Raw genomic sequence first — 13,425 nt, 5'->3', positions numbered from 1 at the left:
CTTCCCGTCGCCGTTTCATGAAACAGCCGCCTGGTCGGCCGATTTGGCGGGTCCCCCGCCACTGTCAGCAGGGCCCTCCTCGTCCCCCACGGCGATCCCGCGCCGTTTGGAGACGTAGACCGCGCCGATGATGACGGCGACGGCGAGCACCGCCACCACCGCTCGTACGCCGACGCTCGCGTCCTGCCCGTAGCTGAACTGCACCACCGCCGGGGCGATGAGCAGCGCGACCAGGTTCATCACCTTGAGCAAGGGGTTGATCGCCGGTCCCGCCGTGTCCTTGAACGGGTCGCCGACCGTGTCCCCGATGACTGTCGCGGCATGGGCCTCGCTGCCCTTGCCGCCGTAATGACCGTCCTCGACGAGCTTCTTGGCGTTGTCCCACGCACCACCGGAGTTGGCCAGGAAGACCGCCATCAGTGTGCCGGTACCGATGGCGCCCGCGAGATACGAACCCAGCGCCCCGACGCCGAGCGTGAACCCGACGGCGATCGGCGCCAGAACAGCGAGCAGGCCGGGCGTGGCGAGCTCACGCAGGGCGTCCTTGGTGCAGATGTCGACGACGCGCCCGTACTCCGGCTTCTCGCTGTAGTCCATGATCCCGGGATGCTCGCGGAACTGCCGCCGCACCTCGTAGACCACGGATCCGGCGGACCGGGACACCGCGTTGATCGCCAGCCCGGAGAAGAGGAAGACGACCGCGGCACCGAGGATCAGGCCCACCAGGTTGTTGGGCTGCGAGATGTCCAGACTGAGCGTCATCTCCCCGGCCTTGGCCCCCACGTTGCCGACCGCCGTGGCGATCGCGTCGCGGTACGAACCGAAGAGCGCCGACGCCGCCAGGACGGCCGTGGCGATGGCGATGCCCTTGGTGATGGCCTTTGTGGTGTTGCCGACGGCATCCAGATCGGTGAGGACCTGAGCACCGGCGCCCGTGACGTCACCGGACATCTCCGCGATGCCCTGCGCGTTGTCGGAGACCGGGCCGAAGGTGTCCATGGCAACGATGACACCGACGGTGGTGAGCAGCCCGGTCCCCGCCAGGGCCACCGCGAAGAGCGCCAGCATGATCGACGTACCGCCGAGCAGGAACGCCCCGTAGACGCCCAGACCGATCAGTAGTGCCGTGTATACAGCGGACTCCAGACCGATGGAGATACCGGCGAGTACTACGGTGGCCGGACCGGTCAGCGAGGACTTGCCGATGTCCCTGACGGGCCGCCGGTTGGTCTCGGTGAAGTAGCCGGTCAGCTGCTGGATCAGGGCGGCCAGCACGATGCCGATGGCGACGGCGACCAGGGCGAAGACCCGCGGGTCGCCGCCGTGCGAGGAGATGGCGGCGTCGGTGACACCGTCCAGATCCGCGTACGAGGACGGCAGGTAGACAAAGACCGCCACGGCCACCAGGACGAGCGAGATCACCGCGGAGATGAAGAATCCGCGGTTGATGGCGGTCATTCCGCTGCGGTCGGCGCGCCGCGGGGCGACCGCGAAGATCCCGATCATCGCGGTGACCACGCCGATCGCCGGGACGATCAGCGGGAAGGCCAGTCCGGAGTCGCCGAAGGCGGCCTTGCCGAGGATGAGCGCCGCGACGAGCGTCACGGCGTACGACTCGAAGAGGTCGGCCGCCATGCCCGCGCAGTCACCGACGTTGTCGCCCACATTGTCGGCAATGGTGGCGGCGTTGCGTGGGTCATCCTCCGGGATGCCCTGCTCCACCTTGCCGACGAGGTCGGCGCCGACGTCCGCGGCCTTGGTGAAGATACCGCCTCCGACCCTCATGAACATGGCGATCAGCGCGGCACCGAGACCGAAGCCCTCCAGCACCTTGGGCGCGTCGGCGGCATAGACGAGGACGACACAGGAAGCACCGAGCAGCCCGAGGCCCACCGTGATCATGCCGACCACGCCACCGGTACGAAAAGCGATCTTCATCGCCTTGTGCGAAACAGCGGTGAGATCCCTTTCAGGTTCCCCTTCCGCAGGAGTCGCCTCACGCGCAGCAGCAGCCACACGGACATTACTGCGTACGGCGAGCCGCATCCCGATGTATCCGGTGGTCGCCGAGAAAAGCGCGCCCACCAGGAAGAACAACGAACGGCCCGCGCGCTGCGACCAGTTGTCGGCCGGAAGCAGCAGAAGCAGGAAGAAGACCACGACGGCAAAGATGCCGACGGTACGCAGCTGCCTGGCCAGATAGGCATTCGCGCCCTCCTGGACGGCTGCCGCGATCTCCTTCATACGGTCGGTGCCCTCGCCGGCCGCCAGCACCTGGCGCACCAGCAGCCGGGCAACGACCAGCGCGGCGATGGCGACGACCGCGACGACGATCACGATGACGCGGTTGTCATCGGTGAGTACCGCGGCCGCGAGAGATGCGGGTCGATCGGAAGGTGTGGAAAGTGCGGAATCTTGCGTCAGTCCTGCCAGTGGGGTGTTGAAGAACTCCGCCATACGTCCTCCTTGACGCTCAGCGCTCAAGACGTGGACGGATTGTAGGGAGCGGGAGCTGATCAAAACAGTGCGCGGTAAATGTAATTGACCTTAACGGCGGATCGGCAAATGATCGCGACCGCGGTTCGACCCGAATGCAGTAATGGGGCAGGCACATTTTCTGTAGATCAATGATCACACAGAAATGAAAAAAGGCCCTGCTCAGCAGGGCCTCAAAAGAGGGATCAAGGAATGGACCGGGGGATGGATTCGGGGGGATCAGGACGGCCGGCCCCCCGTGACGCCCGCGGCGCCTCAGGGAAGCACCGTCACGGACGTCTTCGGCCAGCTCATGCGGATCACTCCGCCGTTGGCCCCCGATCTGACTTCCACATCATCGACGAGGCCGCTGATGACTGCGAGACCCATCTCGTCCTCGCCGTCGGCGTCGGCCTCGGAATCCGGGCCATCGAGTCCCACGCCGGGCGTGGCGCCGCGTGTCGCGGAGGCTCCGGCGGGTCCGCCGGGAGCGGGCTCGGTACCCGGCCCGGGCACCTCGTCGCCGACCTCGATGGAGAAGGACTTCTCCTCCTCGATCAGGACGACGGAGACGGGAGCGGTGATGCCATGGCTGCGGTGCAGCCCGACTGCGCGGCTGCAGGCTTCTCCGACGGCGAGTCTGACCTCGTCGAGCACGGCTTCATCGACCCCCGCCCGGCGCGCCACGGCGGCTGCCACGAGGCGGGCCGTCCTGACGTGTTCGGGCTGGGCGCTGAAGCGGAGTTCAACGGTGGCCATGCGATCCCCCTCAGACGTACGGGCGTGCATCCCAGGGACCCGGGCGGGCTGCCCGACACCCCTGCTCTTCTTCCGGTCTTCTTCCGGAACTGGCGAAGCCGTCGGCCGACCGGCCTGGTCGCCGACCGCCGGCCCACTGACGGACAGCTGTCGACTGACCGACAGGCGCCCGAACCGGCAGACGGCTCACTCCCAAGCGGCCGAATGCCGAACAGCCGACCGGCAAGCAGCCGACCGGTAGAGCCGGACACCGACGGGTTGCTCAGCAGTCGGGGCACTGGCTACCCAGGTCCCGACCGTTGACTGCCCGACCGGCCGACTGCCTGACTGAGGCAACCGGCGGTCAGGCCGCCCGCAGGTCACGGCTACCGGTGCACCGGCCGCGCGCCGGACCGGCCGCGGACCGACCGTCAGTCGGTGGCCGCAACTGCCTCGTCGACCGTGGTGTGAATCGGGAACACCTTGGTCAGACCAGTGATCCGGAAGATCTTGAGAATGCGCTCCTGGTTGCAGACCAGGCGCAACGAGCCCTCATGGGCCCGGACACGCTTCAGGCCGCCCACGAGCACGCCGAGGCCGGTGGAGTCGAGGAAGTCGACGCCTTCCATGTCGACAACCAGGTGATAGCTGCCGTCATTCACCAACTCGACCAACTGCTCGCGCAGCTTGGGCGCGGTATACACATCAATCTCGCCACCGACCTCGACGACCGTACGGTCGCCACCAGGGCCGGACACATTGCGAGTCGACAAGGACAGGTCCACGGATCCTCCAGCACCTTGCTATCGAGCGGTCGCCCCTCGGTCTCCCCGGCGGAGCCAGGGGACGGATCGCCAGCCGCGATGGCATTCAATCACTTACCAGCAGCCATGCACGACGCCTTGGGACCATTGTCCGTCACGCCAGTGACACACTCGGTGCCGATGGCCAAGAATCACCGCCCCAGTCGACCACCCGAGAACAGGGACTCCCGCCCCTCTCCCGCCATGGTCCTCGACCGGCTCGCCGCAGCGGCGGGCCGGTCCGCGCGCATCACTCATACGGAGCACTTGCCCCCGCGTACGGGAACCCATGCCATCTGGCCCGATCGCATCCGGCCAGAAGTGATCGCCGCAATCCAAAAAGCCGGAATCGACCACCCTTGGACGCACCAGGCGGCCGCCGCCGAGCACGCCCTGGACGGCGAATCCGTGGTCATCGCCACCGGCACGGCGTCCGGCAAGTCGCTCGCCTACCTCGCCCCGGTGCTCACCGCACTGCTCGACGGCTCCGAGGCCCCGAACGGCCGTGGCGCGACCGCCCTGTATCTCGCCCCCACCAAGGCCCTGGCCGCCGATCAGAGGCGTGCGGTGAAGGAACTTGCGGCACCGCTCGGCACCGCCATCAGGCCTGCGGTCTACGACGGCGACACCCCGGTCGAGGAACGCGAGTGGGTGCGCCAGTACGCCAATTACGTCCTGACCAACCCCGACATGCTGCACCGCGGGATACTCCCGTCCCACCCCCGCTGGTCCTCCTTCCTGCGCGCCCTGCGCTTCGTCGTCATCGACGAGTGCCACACCTACCGGGGTGTCTTCGGCTCCCACGTCGCCCAGGTCGTGCGCCGGCTACGCCGTCTGTGCGCCCGCTACGGAGCGGATCCGGTCTTCCTCCTCGCCTCGGCCACCGCGGCGGAGCCCTCCGTCGCGGCGGGCCGCCTCACCGGTCTCCCGGTCAAGGAGGTCGCCGACGACGCCTCTCCGCGCGGCGAAATGGTCTTCGCCCTGTGGGAGCCGCCCCTCACCGAGCTGCACGGCGAGAAGGGCGCGCCCGTACGCCGTACCGCCACTGCCGAGACAGCCGACCTCCTCACCGATCTGACCGTCCAGGGCGTCCGCTCGGTCGCCTTCGTGCGCTCCCGGCGCGGCGCCGAACTGATCTCGGTCATCGCCAAGGAACGCCTCGCCGAGGTGGACCGTTCCCTGCCCGCCCGGGTCGCCGCCTACCGCGGGGGTTATCTCCCCGAGGAACGCCGCGCCCTGGAGCGTGCCCTGCACTCCGGTCGGCTGCTCGGCCTGGCCGCCACCACCGCTCTCGAACTCGGCGTCGATGTCTCCGGCCTGGACGCCGTCGTCATCGCGGGCTATCCCGGCACCAGGGCGTCGCTGTGGCAGCAGGCGGGCCGCGCCGGACGCTCCGGCCAGGGCGCCCTGGCCATCCTGGTGGCCCGCGACGACCCGCTGGACACCTTCCTCGTCCACCATCCCGAAGCGCTCTTCCAGCAGCCCGTGGAGTCGACCGTCCTCGACCCGGACAACCCGTACGTCCTCGCCCCGCACCTGTGTGCCGCCGCTGCGGAGCTCCCGCTCACCGGGCCCGATCTGGAGCTCTTCGGCCCGGCCGTGGCCGAATTGCTGCCGCAGCTGGAGGCCGCGAGGCTGCTGCGCAAACGCGCATCGGGCTGGCACTGGACCCGCCGCGAGCGCGCCGCCGATCTCACTGATATCCGCGGCGAGGGCGGCCGCCCCGTCCAGATCGTCGAGGAGGGCACCGGCCGACTGCTGGGCACCGTCGACGAATCGGCCGCGCACACCGCCGTCCACGAAGGCGCCGTCCACCTCCACCAGGGCCGCACCTATCTGGTCCGGAAGCTGGATCTGGAGGACTCGGTGGCTCTGGTCGAGGAGGCCAACCCGCCGTACTCGACGACCGCACGCGACACCACCGCCATCGCCGTCCTGGAGACCGACACCGAGATCCCGTGGGGTGACGGGCGGCTCTGCTACGGCTCCGTGGAAGTCACCAACCAGGTCGTCTCCTTCCTGCGTCGCAAACTGATCAGCGGCGAGGTCCTCGGCGAGACCAAACTGGATCTGCCGCCCCGCACTCTGCGCACACGCGCCGTGTGGTGGACGGTCACGCAGGACCAGCTCGACGCCGCCCGTATCAACCCGGAGATCCTGGGCGGCGCCCTGCACGCCGCGGAGCACGCATCGATCGGGATGCTGCCGCTCTTCGCCACCTGCGACCGATGGGACATCGGTGGCGTCTCCGTGCCGTTGCACCCGGACACCCTGCTGCCCACGGTCTTCGTGTACGACGGTCATCCGGGCGGTGCCGGATTCGCCGAGCGGGCCTTCCACACCGCCCGTACGTGGCTGACCGCGACCCGCCAGGCCATCGCGTCCTGCGAATGTGAGGCGGGCTGCCCGTCCTGCATCCAGTCCCCCAAGTGCGGCAACGGCAACGATCCGCTGCACAAGCGCGGCGCCGTGCGCCTCCTCAGCGAACTCCTCCGGTCCGCACCGCCGGACCCGGGGGAGCCGGGCCCTCCGGAACCGTCGGAGGCGACGGATCCGGGGAGCCGGGGGCAGACGCCGGAGGGCCGGCCCGGGACCTGACCGCCGGTTCGTACGGCCCGAAACTCACCCGGGCCGTCACATCGGCGATCTCCCCACGCACGGTGCACCGGACCACCACCGCCCCCTGTGCCGCAGCCACATCCTCGGCCGCCCCGCATGCCTCCCCGGGCCCCTGCAGGGCCCGGTCGGCCGCGGCCAGCGCTGCCAGGTCCGCCGCACCGCCGGCCCGGTGCCGGGCGACCATCACCTGCCCGAGCGCCAGCACGACCGCGAACACCGCGCACAACGTGGCCGTGGTCATCGCCACCCACACCGTCGCCAGGCCTCTGTCCCGGTCCGGGGCCCGACCTCGATTCCGACCGTGATCCCCACTCCTGTGCAGCCACCCGAGGACGGCCTTCCGGGCTCCCCCTCCTGTCCCGGTCACAGCGTCACCCCCACCGTGTCCTCTGCAAGTGCTGCCGCCTCCGCATGGAGCTTGAGGGCCAGTGGACCGGGTCCGGGCATCGGCGCCGCCACTCGTACCCGCCACAGCTCCCCGGCCCGCTCCATCGCGACTTCCGCCCCATCGGGTGCCGCCGAACGAGTGGCTTCCAGCACCTGCGCCTCGGGTTCCGAGCGGGCCGCCGCCCTCGCCCCGGCCCGGGCCGCGTCCACGCAGCGGATCTGGGCGGAGGCGGCCATCAGCGCCCAGACCAGCGCCAGGGCGAACACCGCCAGCACCGGAATCGCCATAGCCGCTTCCGCCGTCACTGCCCCCCGGTCTCCGCCCCCGCACACGGTCCTGGAACGGCCTCCGGCGTACGCCCCAGAACTGCTCCTAGAACTTCGCATCGAGCGCGTCCTTGAGCAGTGATTGCAGTGCGGACATGACCGGCTGGCTGGTGACCACCTTGTAGAGCACCGCCGCGAACGCACAGGCCGCGATTGTCCCCACCGCATATTCGGATGTCGTCATTCCGTTGTCCGACCGGACTCGGCGCACCATGCTCCGCACCCAGCCCCTGATTCGCTGTGCCATTTCAACCCCCGCGAAATGCATAATTCATATTGAATAGATACTTACTAGTACTTTTCTGTCACCCGTTGTGAAGCAGGCCGGTCGCCAGACCGATCACCACCGGCGCCACTCCGACCGCCAGGAAGGCGGGCAGAAAGCAGAGCCCGACCGGTGCGGTGATCAGCACGCCTGCCCGCTGGGCACGCGCCACGGCCGCGCTCGCCCGCTCCGCCCGCATCGCCTCGGCCAGCCGCGCCACCGGCTCCGCCGCTGGAGCCCCGGTCGATCCCGCCCGGTCCAGGCAGCGGGACAGCGCACCCGCGCCCGGTATCTCCCCGAACCGCCCCCAGGCCACCGCAGGCTCACCACCGAGCCGGATCTCCGCGGCCGTCCGCGCCAGACGCATGCCGACCGGTCCGCCCAGCGATTCCCCCACCGCCTCCGCTGCCTCTCGGGGCCCGGCTCCGGCAGAAATGCAGGCCGCCAAGAGGTCCGCCGCCAAAGGGAGTTGACGTGAGACCTGCGCCGCTTCCACAGCGCCGACCCCCGATTCGCGACTGCGCCGGGCCCGCTGCCACCTCCAGGCGCCGTACACCCCTGCCAGCCCGGCCGCGAACCCTGGCAGTCCGCCGATCAGGACCACTCCTGTCGCCAAAGCACCCAGTGGCGCGATCCATTCCTTCACCCGGGCGCCGGAAACCGTCCGCCCGCGCCGACGCCTCTCCGGGCCGATGGCCAGCAGCACCGCACCCCGACGGTGTACCGTCCGCCTCCGCCGCCGCCTCGCCAGGGCGAGGGCCAGATACGCGACCGTGCCCAGAACCGCCCACACTGCCGCCGCCCGGTGAACGACTTCGCCGGTGACCCCGTTCACGCCGCCTCCCCCGCCCGTACGATCCGGCCGGCCCAACAAAGCCCGGCCGCTTCCAGCAACCCACCCGCCACCAGACAGACCAGCCCGGCCGGCGTGTGCAGCAGCACCCTCAGTGGATCGGCTCCGAGCGCCGCCCCCAGACCCAGCCCCAGCACCGGCAACAGCGCCAGCACAGCCACCGTCGACCAGGCACCGGCCAGTTGGGCCCGTAACTCCTCCCGTCTGCGTCGCTCCGCCCGCAGCGCACCCTCCAGGCGGTCCAGGCCCGCCGCGAGCCCGGTCCCGCCGTCCACCGCCACCCGCCAGCAGGCCGCCACCCCGGCAAGCCCGTCCAGACCCGGCTCCCGAGCCGCCTGCCCGAGCGCCCCCGGCACATCGCCGCCGAACCGCGCGGCAGCGGACACAGCGGCCTCCGCCGTTCCCATCACCCCGGTCCCGTGGACAGCGACGAGCAACGCCTGCCCCGGCTCGTGCCCGGCCCGCAGCTCACCCACGACGGCGCCGCACAGCGCCACCACACCATCGGCCCGGCGTTCGCGCTCCTGCGTCAGGGCCCGTCTCCGCAGCCACCGCCGCACCAGAGGCACCGCCACCGCCACCGCCAGCACCGGCAGCACGGATTCCCCCAGCACGGCGATGGCCAGCGCCACGGGCAGGCAAAGCCACTCCCGCCGCGCCCGCAATCGCTCCTGGAACCAAGCCCGAGTCTGCTCCCAGCGCTCACGGAGCGGCGACTCCATCACCCCGTCGAACAACAACACCCGCGCTCGCCGACGCCCCTGGTCCTGCACCACCACCAGCCAGGCCGCCACCCCGACGCACAAGACCGCCGCACAGCTCGCGCCGGGGGCCAGACCCACCGTCGCGCCACCGCTCACAGCGCACCCCCGGTCATCGACCGCAGCCGTTCCCAGCCCCGCTCCTGCACAAATCCGTCGGTGCCCCAGCGCAGTGCCGGCACGGTCACCACCAGCCCAGCCGCATCCCGCTCCAGGACCTGCACCTCGGCGATCCGCCGCTGCCCGGCCCGGTCCCGTACGAGATGGACCACCACCGACAGCGCTGCCGCCAACTGGCTGTGAAGTGCCGTCCGGTCCAGTCCCGCCGCCGTCCCCAATGCCTCAAGGCGGGCCGGGACGTGCTCGGCTGCATTAGCATGAACCGTCCCGCAGCCGCCCTCGTGGCCAGTGTTCAGCGCGGCCAGCAGTTCGGTGACCTCGGCGCCCCGCACCTCCCCGACCACCAGCCGGTCGGGCCGCATCCGCAGCGCCTGCCGCACCAGGTCTCTCAGGGTCACTCGCCCCGCCCCCTCCTGGTTGGCAGGGCGCGACTCCAGGCGCACCACATGCGGATGGTCCGGCCGCAGCTCCGCCGAGTCCTCGGCGAGCACGATTCGCTCACGCTCCCCGACCGCGCCCAGCAGACTCGACAAGAGGGTCGTCTTCCCCGCCCCCGTCCCCCCACTGATCAGATACGAGACCCGGGCTTCCACCAACGCCCTCAGTACCCGGTCACCGCCCGGCGGCACGGTCCCCGCCGCGACCAGCTCCGTCAGCGAGAAGGCCCTGGGCCGCACCACCCGCAGCGACAGGCACGTCGAGCCGACGGACACCGGCGGCAGCACGGCATGCATACGGGTGCCGTCCGGCAGCCGCGCGTCCACCCAGGGCCGGGCGTCGTCCAGCCGCCGCCCCGCCACGGCCGCCAGCCGCTGTGCCAGTCTGCGCACCGCGGCGGCGTCCGGAAAGGTCACTCCGGTGAGTTCGAGCCCGCCGCCCCGGTCCACCCACACCCGGTCCGGCGCGGAGACCAGGACATCCGTCACGGCCGGGTCGGCGAGCAGCGGTTCCAGCACCCCGGTGCCGACCAGCTCGCCGCGCAACTCATCGGCCGCGCCGAGCACTTCGGCATCGCCGAGCAGCCGTCCCTGGGCCCGAAGAGCTGCCGCGACCCCGGCCGGGGTCGGCGCCGCGCCGCTCTGTGCCAGCCGTTGCCGTACGGCGTCGAGCAGCGTCTCCGTCATGACACACCCCCACCGGCGCGTCCCCCTGCAGCCTCCGGAGCGAGTGCCCGCTCCCAGAACGCCGCGCAGAACCTGGCCAGTGGACCGCGCGCACTGCCGCCGGGCGGTGTGCCGCCGTCCTGAGTGGCCAGCAACCCGGCGTCGAGCGGGAGTTCCCCGGCAAGTGGCAGCCCCAGCGCCTGCGCCACCCACCGCTCGTCGAGGCCCGCCGCGTACGGGCCACGGGCCACCACCCGCAGGTCGTCCAGCACCATCCCGGCCATAGACGCCACCCGCTTCGCCGCCGCGACTGCGCGAAGCTCTCCGGGGACCACCAACAGCCCGAGGTCCAGCTGTGCGAGCGCCTCGGCCACCGACTCGTCGACCCGGCGCGGCAGATCGACGACCACCACCCCGCCGAGCCTGCGCGCGGCGGCCAGCACGGCCTGTATGGCCTGTGGCGGGATGACCACCCAGTCGTCGCGGCCCCAGCTGAGCACCCGCAGACCGTGCAGTGCGGGCAGCGACTCTTCCAGTGCGCCTCCGCCGACCCGCCCTTTGGAATGGGCGAAATCCGGCCATCTCATTCCCTCGGCCCGTTCGCCGCCGAGCAGCACATCGATGCCCCCGCCGAGCGGGTCACCGTCGATCAGCATGGTCCGCCGTCCGGCCCTGGCCGCGGTCACCGCGAGGGCGCAGGCCAGTGTGGATGCGCCGGATCCGCCCCGTCCGCCGATCACCCCGACGGTGAGTGCCGGCCGGCCCACGCCTTCCGCCGCATTGGCGATCTGATCGACGAGCCAGCCCTCCGAATCGGGCAGCCTCAGCACATATTCGGCCCCGATCTCCACGGCGCGACGCCAGACATCCGGGGCGTCCTGGTCCCGGCCTACGAGCATCACACCGCGCCTGCGTGCCGCTCCGCGGCACCGCTGGGCGGCATCGTCTCCCACGAGAACCATCGGGGCCTGCTCCCAGCCGCCTCTGCGTTCGGGCAACGAGTGATGAACTTCTGGTTCCGCTCCGGCGGCCGCGCACAGCCGCAGCAGATCATCGAGGAGTTCCACATCCTCGGTCACGATCAACGGTCCGCTCCGTCGCACCCCGACGGTCGGCAGACGATCCCGTGCGATGGATTCAGCCACGGTCTCCGCCCCCTTCTCGCTACACCTTCATCGCGGTTCGCGGTGATCTCGGAGCGTTCCGAGATCGGCGATTCCACAAGCCGCGGACTTCGCGACTGGAATCACCGTGCAGCGCTTCGGGAAATCGTGTGGATCTTGCTCAAAAACTGTGGACAACTCTGCCGTTGTGAATATCTCCGTCGCTCATACCGGCGACTTCCGGAGAGCAGCACTTCCGCTACGCACCGTGACGAGCCAAGATGGTGAGAGACGGAACGAGAAGTGGGCCATCGCGGCCGAAAGAGAGGCAGAATGCTTGATTCCGAATGGCAGAAACGCGTCCGGACATGCGACGACCCCCGCCGGGGGGGAGAGCGGGGGTCGTCCCCACGGCCGACTCGGGGGGGGAGGAGCCGGACCGGGTTAGCACGGTCGCGAACGATCCGTGACTTCCATGGTGTACCCGAGAGCCTTCTCAGGCAAACCCACGCGCCAGAGTTTACGCCGAATGGTGGGCCCCTATGCTCAGCCTTGTGGAAAACCGCTTCTTGCCGCGCACAGCAGCCTTCTTCGACCTGGACAAGACGGTCATTGCGAAGTCTTCGACGCTGACCTTCAGCAAGTCCTTCTACCAAGGCGGACTGATCAACCGCCGCGCTGTACTGCGCACTGCGTACGCACAGTTCGTGTTCCTTGCCGGGGGCGCAGATCACGACCAGATGGAGCGGATGCGGGAATATCTCTCCGCGCTCTGCAAGGGTTGGAACGTCCAGCAAGTGAAGGAAATCGTCGCCGAGACCCTGCACGATCTGATCGACCCGATCATCTACGACGAAGCGGCGACGCTCATCGAGGAGCATCACACCGCCGGACGCGATGTGGTGATCGTCTCGACCTCGGGCGCCGAGGTCGTCGAGCCTATCGGCGAGCTGCTCGGCGCCGACCGAGTCGTCGCCACCCGGATGGTCGTCGGTGACGACGGCTGCTTCACCGGCGAAGTGGAGTACTACGCGTACGGGCCGACGAAGGCCGAGGCGGTCAAGGCCCTCGCAGTGTCGGAGGGATACGACCTGTCGCGCTGCTACGCCTACAGCGATTCCGCGACCGACGTACCGATGCTGGAGTCGGTCGGCCACCCGCACGCAGTGAATCCGGACCGCGCCCTGCGGCGCGAAGCGACCCTTCGCGAATGGCCGATTCTCGCCTTTGACCGACCGGTCCGACTCAAGCAGCGCCTGCCGACGTTCTCGATGCCGCCGCGCCCGGCGTTGCTCGCTGCGGCAGCGCTGGGCGCAGCCGCCGTCACAGCGGGACTGGTCTGGTACACCTCCCGCCGCCGCACCACCACGACCTCCGCCTGATGCATGAGCCGGGCAGCGGCGCCCCGACGCACCCCCTGGGCCCCGCCGCCGGCCCGATCAATGGGATCAAGCAGGGCGACCGATCAGTCCGATTCACCCGGTCAAGCCGAGTTGTCCAACTCGCCCGTAATTGAACCTAAAAGTAAAGAAGTGTGGCTAGCACTACCGCTCGCCCCGGCTCTGGAGTAGAAAGGACTCAACGGCCCGCGAGACCAAGGACATCCGAGAGGACTACCTGATAACGCAGAGAAGGCCCCACGGACCGAGCATGAAAACCGAGCACCCACGCGACGTCGACCCGTCGATTACGGGCCAGCCGCACCAGGGAACGGGCAAAGCCCCCGACCTGATGGGCACATATCGAGGACGCCTGGTAACTGGGTAGACATGCCAGCGGCGGTACCGAAGACGGTACCGCCGCAACCCTATTTCCGGGCAGTGAAGTTACGGCAGTGGAGTCATCGCGGTGAAGTCATCGATTCGCCGCAC

Annotated in this window: 12 protein-coding genes; 2 read left to right on the top strand and 10 right to left on the bottom strand. The window is 69.8% G+C overall.

What is annotated here, in order from left to right; genetic code table 11:
- Positions 1 to 15 precede the first annotated feature (15 nt).
- The 3 genes from OG609_RS22455 to OG609_RS22445 all read right to left on the bottom strand — a co-directional run bounded on the left by OG609_RS22455 (position 16) and on the right by OG609_RS22445 (position 3,998).
- Positions 16 to 2,457: a sodium-translocating pyrophosphatase gene (locus OG609_RS22455; RefSeq protein ID WP_327274456.1), complete on the bottom strand. Its 2,442-nt coding sequence runs from the start codon at positions 2,455 to 2,457 to the stop codon at positions 16 to 18.
- 294 nt (positions 2,458 to 2,751) lie between these two features.
- Positions 2,752 to 3,234, bottom strand: coding sequence for an ATP-binding protein (locus OG609_RS22450; protein ID WP_327274455.1), 483 nt, complete (start codon positions 3,232 to 3,234; stop codon positions 2,752 to 2,754).
- Between the two features lie 410 nt (positions 3,235 to 3,644).
- The gene (locus tag OG609_RS22445) at positions 3,645 to 3,998 is read right to left on the bottom strand and encodes an STAS domain-containing protein (RefSeq protein ID WP_003967428.1); all 354 of its coding nucleotides are present in this window, start codon (positions 3,996 to 3,998) and stop codon (positions 3,645 to 3,647) included.
- A 78-nt stretch (positions 3,999 to 4,076) separates the two neighbouring features.
- Here OG609_RS22445 and OG609_RS22440 point away from each other — a divergent pair, with 78 nt between their 5' ends.
- Positions 4,077 to 6,614, top strand: coding sequence for a DEAD/DEAH box helicase (locus OG609_RS22440; protein ID WP_327274454.1), 2,538 nt, complete (start codon positions 4,077 to 4,079; stop codon positions 6,612 to 6,614).
- Here OG609_RS22440 and OG609_RS22435 read toward each other — a convergent pair.
- From OG609_RS22435 to ssd, 7 genes are all read right to left on the bottom strand, one after another.
- The gene (locus tag OG609_RS22435) at positions 6,496 to 6,876 is read right to left on the bottom strand and encodes an Rv3654c family TadE-like protein (protein ID WP_327274453.1); all 381 of its coding nucleotides are present in this window, start codon (positions 6,874 to 6,876) and stop codon (positions 6,496 to 6,498) included. The genes OG609_RS22440 and OG609_RS22435 overlap by 119 nt on opposite strands.
- A 122-nt stretch (positions 6,877 to 6,998) precedes the next feature.
- On the bottom strand, positions 6,999 to 7,409 hold the full coding sequence (locus tag OG609_RS22430) for a TadE family type IV pilus minor pilin (protein ID WP_327274452.1): 411 nt from the start codon (positions 7,407 to 7,409) through the stop codon (positions 6,999 to 7,001).
- Positions 7,396 to 7,596 carry a DUF4244 domain-containing protein gene (locus tag OG609_RS22425; RefSeq protein WP_327274451.1) on the bottom strand — a complete coding sequence of 67 codons (201 nt, stop codon included), beginning with the start codon at positions 7,594 to 7,596 and terminating at the stop codon, positions 7,396 to 7,398. Before OG609_RS22425 ends, OG609_RS22430 begins: the two co-directional genes overlap by 14 nt.
- 58 nt (positions 7,597 to 7,654) lie before the next feature.
- Positions 7,655 to 8,449 carry a type II secretion system F family protein gene (locus OG609_RS22420; RefSeq protein ID WP_327274450.1) on the bottom strand — a complete coding sequence of 265 codons (795 nt, stop codon included), beginning with the start codon at positions 8,447 to 8,449 and terminating at the stop codon, positions 7,655 to 7,657.
- Positions 8,446 to 9,327 carry a type II secretion system F family protein gene (locus OG609_RS22415; RefSeq protein WP_327274449.1) on the bottom strand — a complete coding sequence of 294 codons (882 nt, stop codon included), beginning with the start codon at positions 9,325 to 9,327 and terminating at the stop codon, positions 8,446 to 8,448. The genes OG609_RS22420 and OG609_RS22415 overlap by 4 nt, the downstream gene beginning before the upstream one ends.
- On the bottom strand, positions 9,324 to 10,472 hold the full coding sequence (locus tag OG609_RS22410; protein WP_327274448.1) for a TadA family conjugal transfer-associated ATPase: 1,149 nt from the start codon (positions 10,470 to 10,472) through the stop codon (positions 9,324 to 9,326). Before OG609_RS22410 ends, OG609_RS22415 begins: the two co-directional genes overlap by 4 nt.
- Positions 10,469 to 11,596 carry a septum site-determining protein Ssd gene (gene ssd / locus OG609_RS22405; RefSeq protein WP_385648427.1) on the bottom strand — a complete coding sequence of 376 codons (1,128 nt, stop codon included), beginning with the start codon at positions 11,594 to 11,596 and terminating at the stop codon, positions 10,469 to 10,471. The genes OG609_RS22410 and ssd overlap by 4 nt, the downstream gene beginning before the upstream one ends.
- Before the next feature lie 500 nt (positions 11,597 to 12,096).
- Between ssd and OG609_RS22400 the strand changes: the two genes are divergently transcribed.
- Positions 12,097 to 12,936, top strand: coding sequence for an HAD family hydrolase (locus OG609_RS22400; RefSeq protein WP_327274447.1), 840 nt, complete (start codon positions 12,097 to 12,099; stop codon positions 12,934 to 12,936).
- Positions 12,937 to 13,425: the final 489 nt, after the last annotated feature.

It is taken from the genome of Streptomyces sp. NBC_01224, assembly GCF_036002945.1.
Lineage (GTDB): Bacteria > Actinomycetota > Actinomycetes > Streptomycetales > Streptomycetaceae > Streptomyces.
This window is presented reverse-complemented; position numbering and strand designations above follow the sequence as displayed.

Bases quoted from the DNA above. Each gene is read 5' to 3' on its own strand.
- OG609_RS22455 (WP_327274456.1), bottom strand. From the start codon at position 2,457: ATGGCGGAGTTCTTCAACACCCCACTGGCAGGACTGACGCAAGATTCC.
- OG609_RS22450 (WP_327274455.1), bottom strand. From the start codon at position 3,234: ATGGCCACCGTTGAACTCCGCTTCAGCGCCCAGCCCGAACACGTCAGG.
- OG609_RS22440 (WP_327274454.1), top strand. From the start codon at position 4,077: ATGGCATTCAATCACTTACCAGCAGCCATGCACGACGCCTTGGGACCA.
- OG609_RS22435 (WP_327274453.1), bottom strand. From the start codon at position 6,876: ATGACCACGGCCACGTTGTGCGCGGTGTTCGCGGTCGTGCTGGCGCTC.
- OG609_RS22430 (WP_327274452.1), bottom strand. From the start codon at position 7,409: ATGCGAAGTTCTAGGAGCAGTTCTGGGGCGTACGCCGGAGGCCGTTCC.
- OG609_RS22425 (WP_327274451.1), bottom strand. From the start codon at position 7,596: ATGGCACAGCGAATCAGGGGCTGGGTGCGGAGCATGGTGCGCCGAGTC.
- OG609_RS22410 (WP_327274448.1), bottom strand. From the start codon at position 10,472: ATGACGGAGACGCTGCTCGACGCCGTACGGCAACGGCTGGCACAGAGC.
- OG609_RS22400 (WP_327274447.1), top strand. From the start codon at position 12,097: ATGCTCAGCCTTGTGGAAAACCGCTTCTTGCCGCGCACAGCAGCCTTC.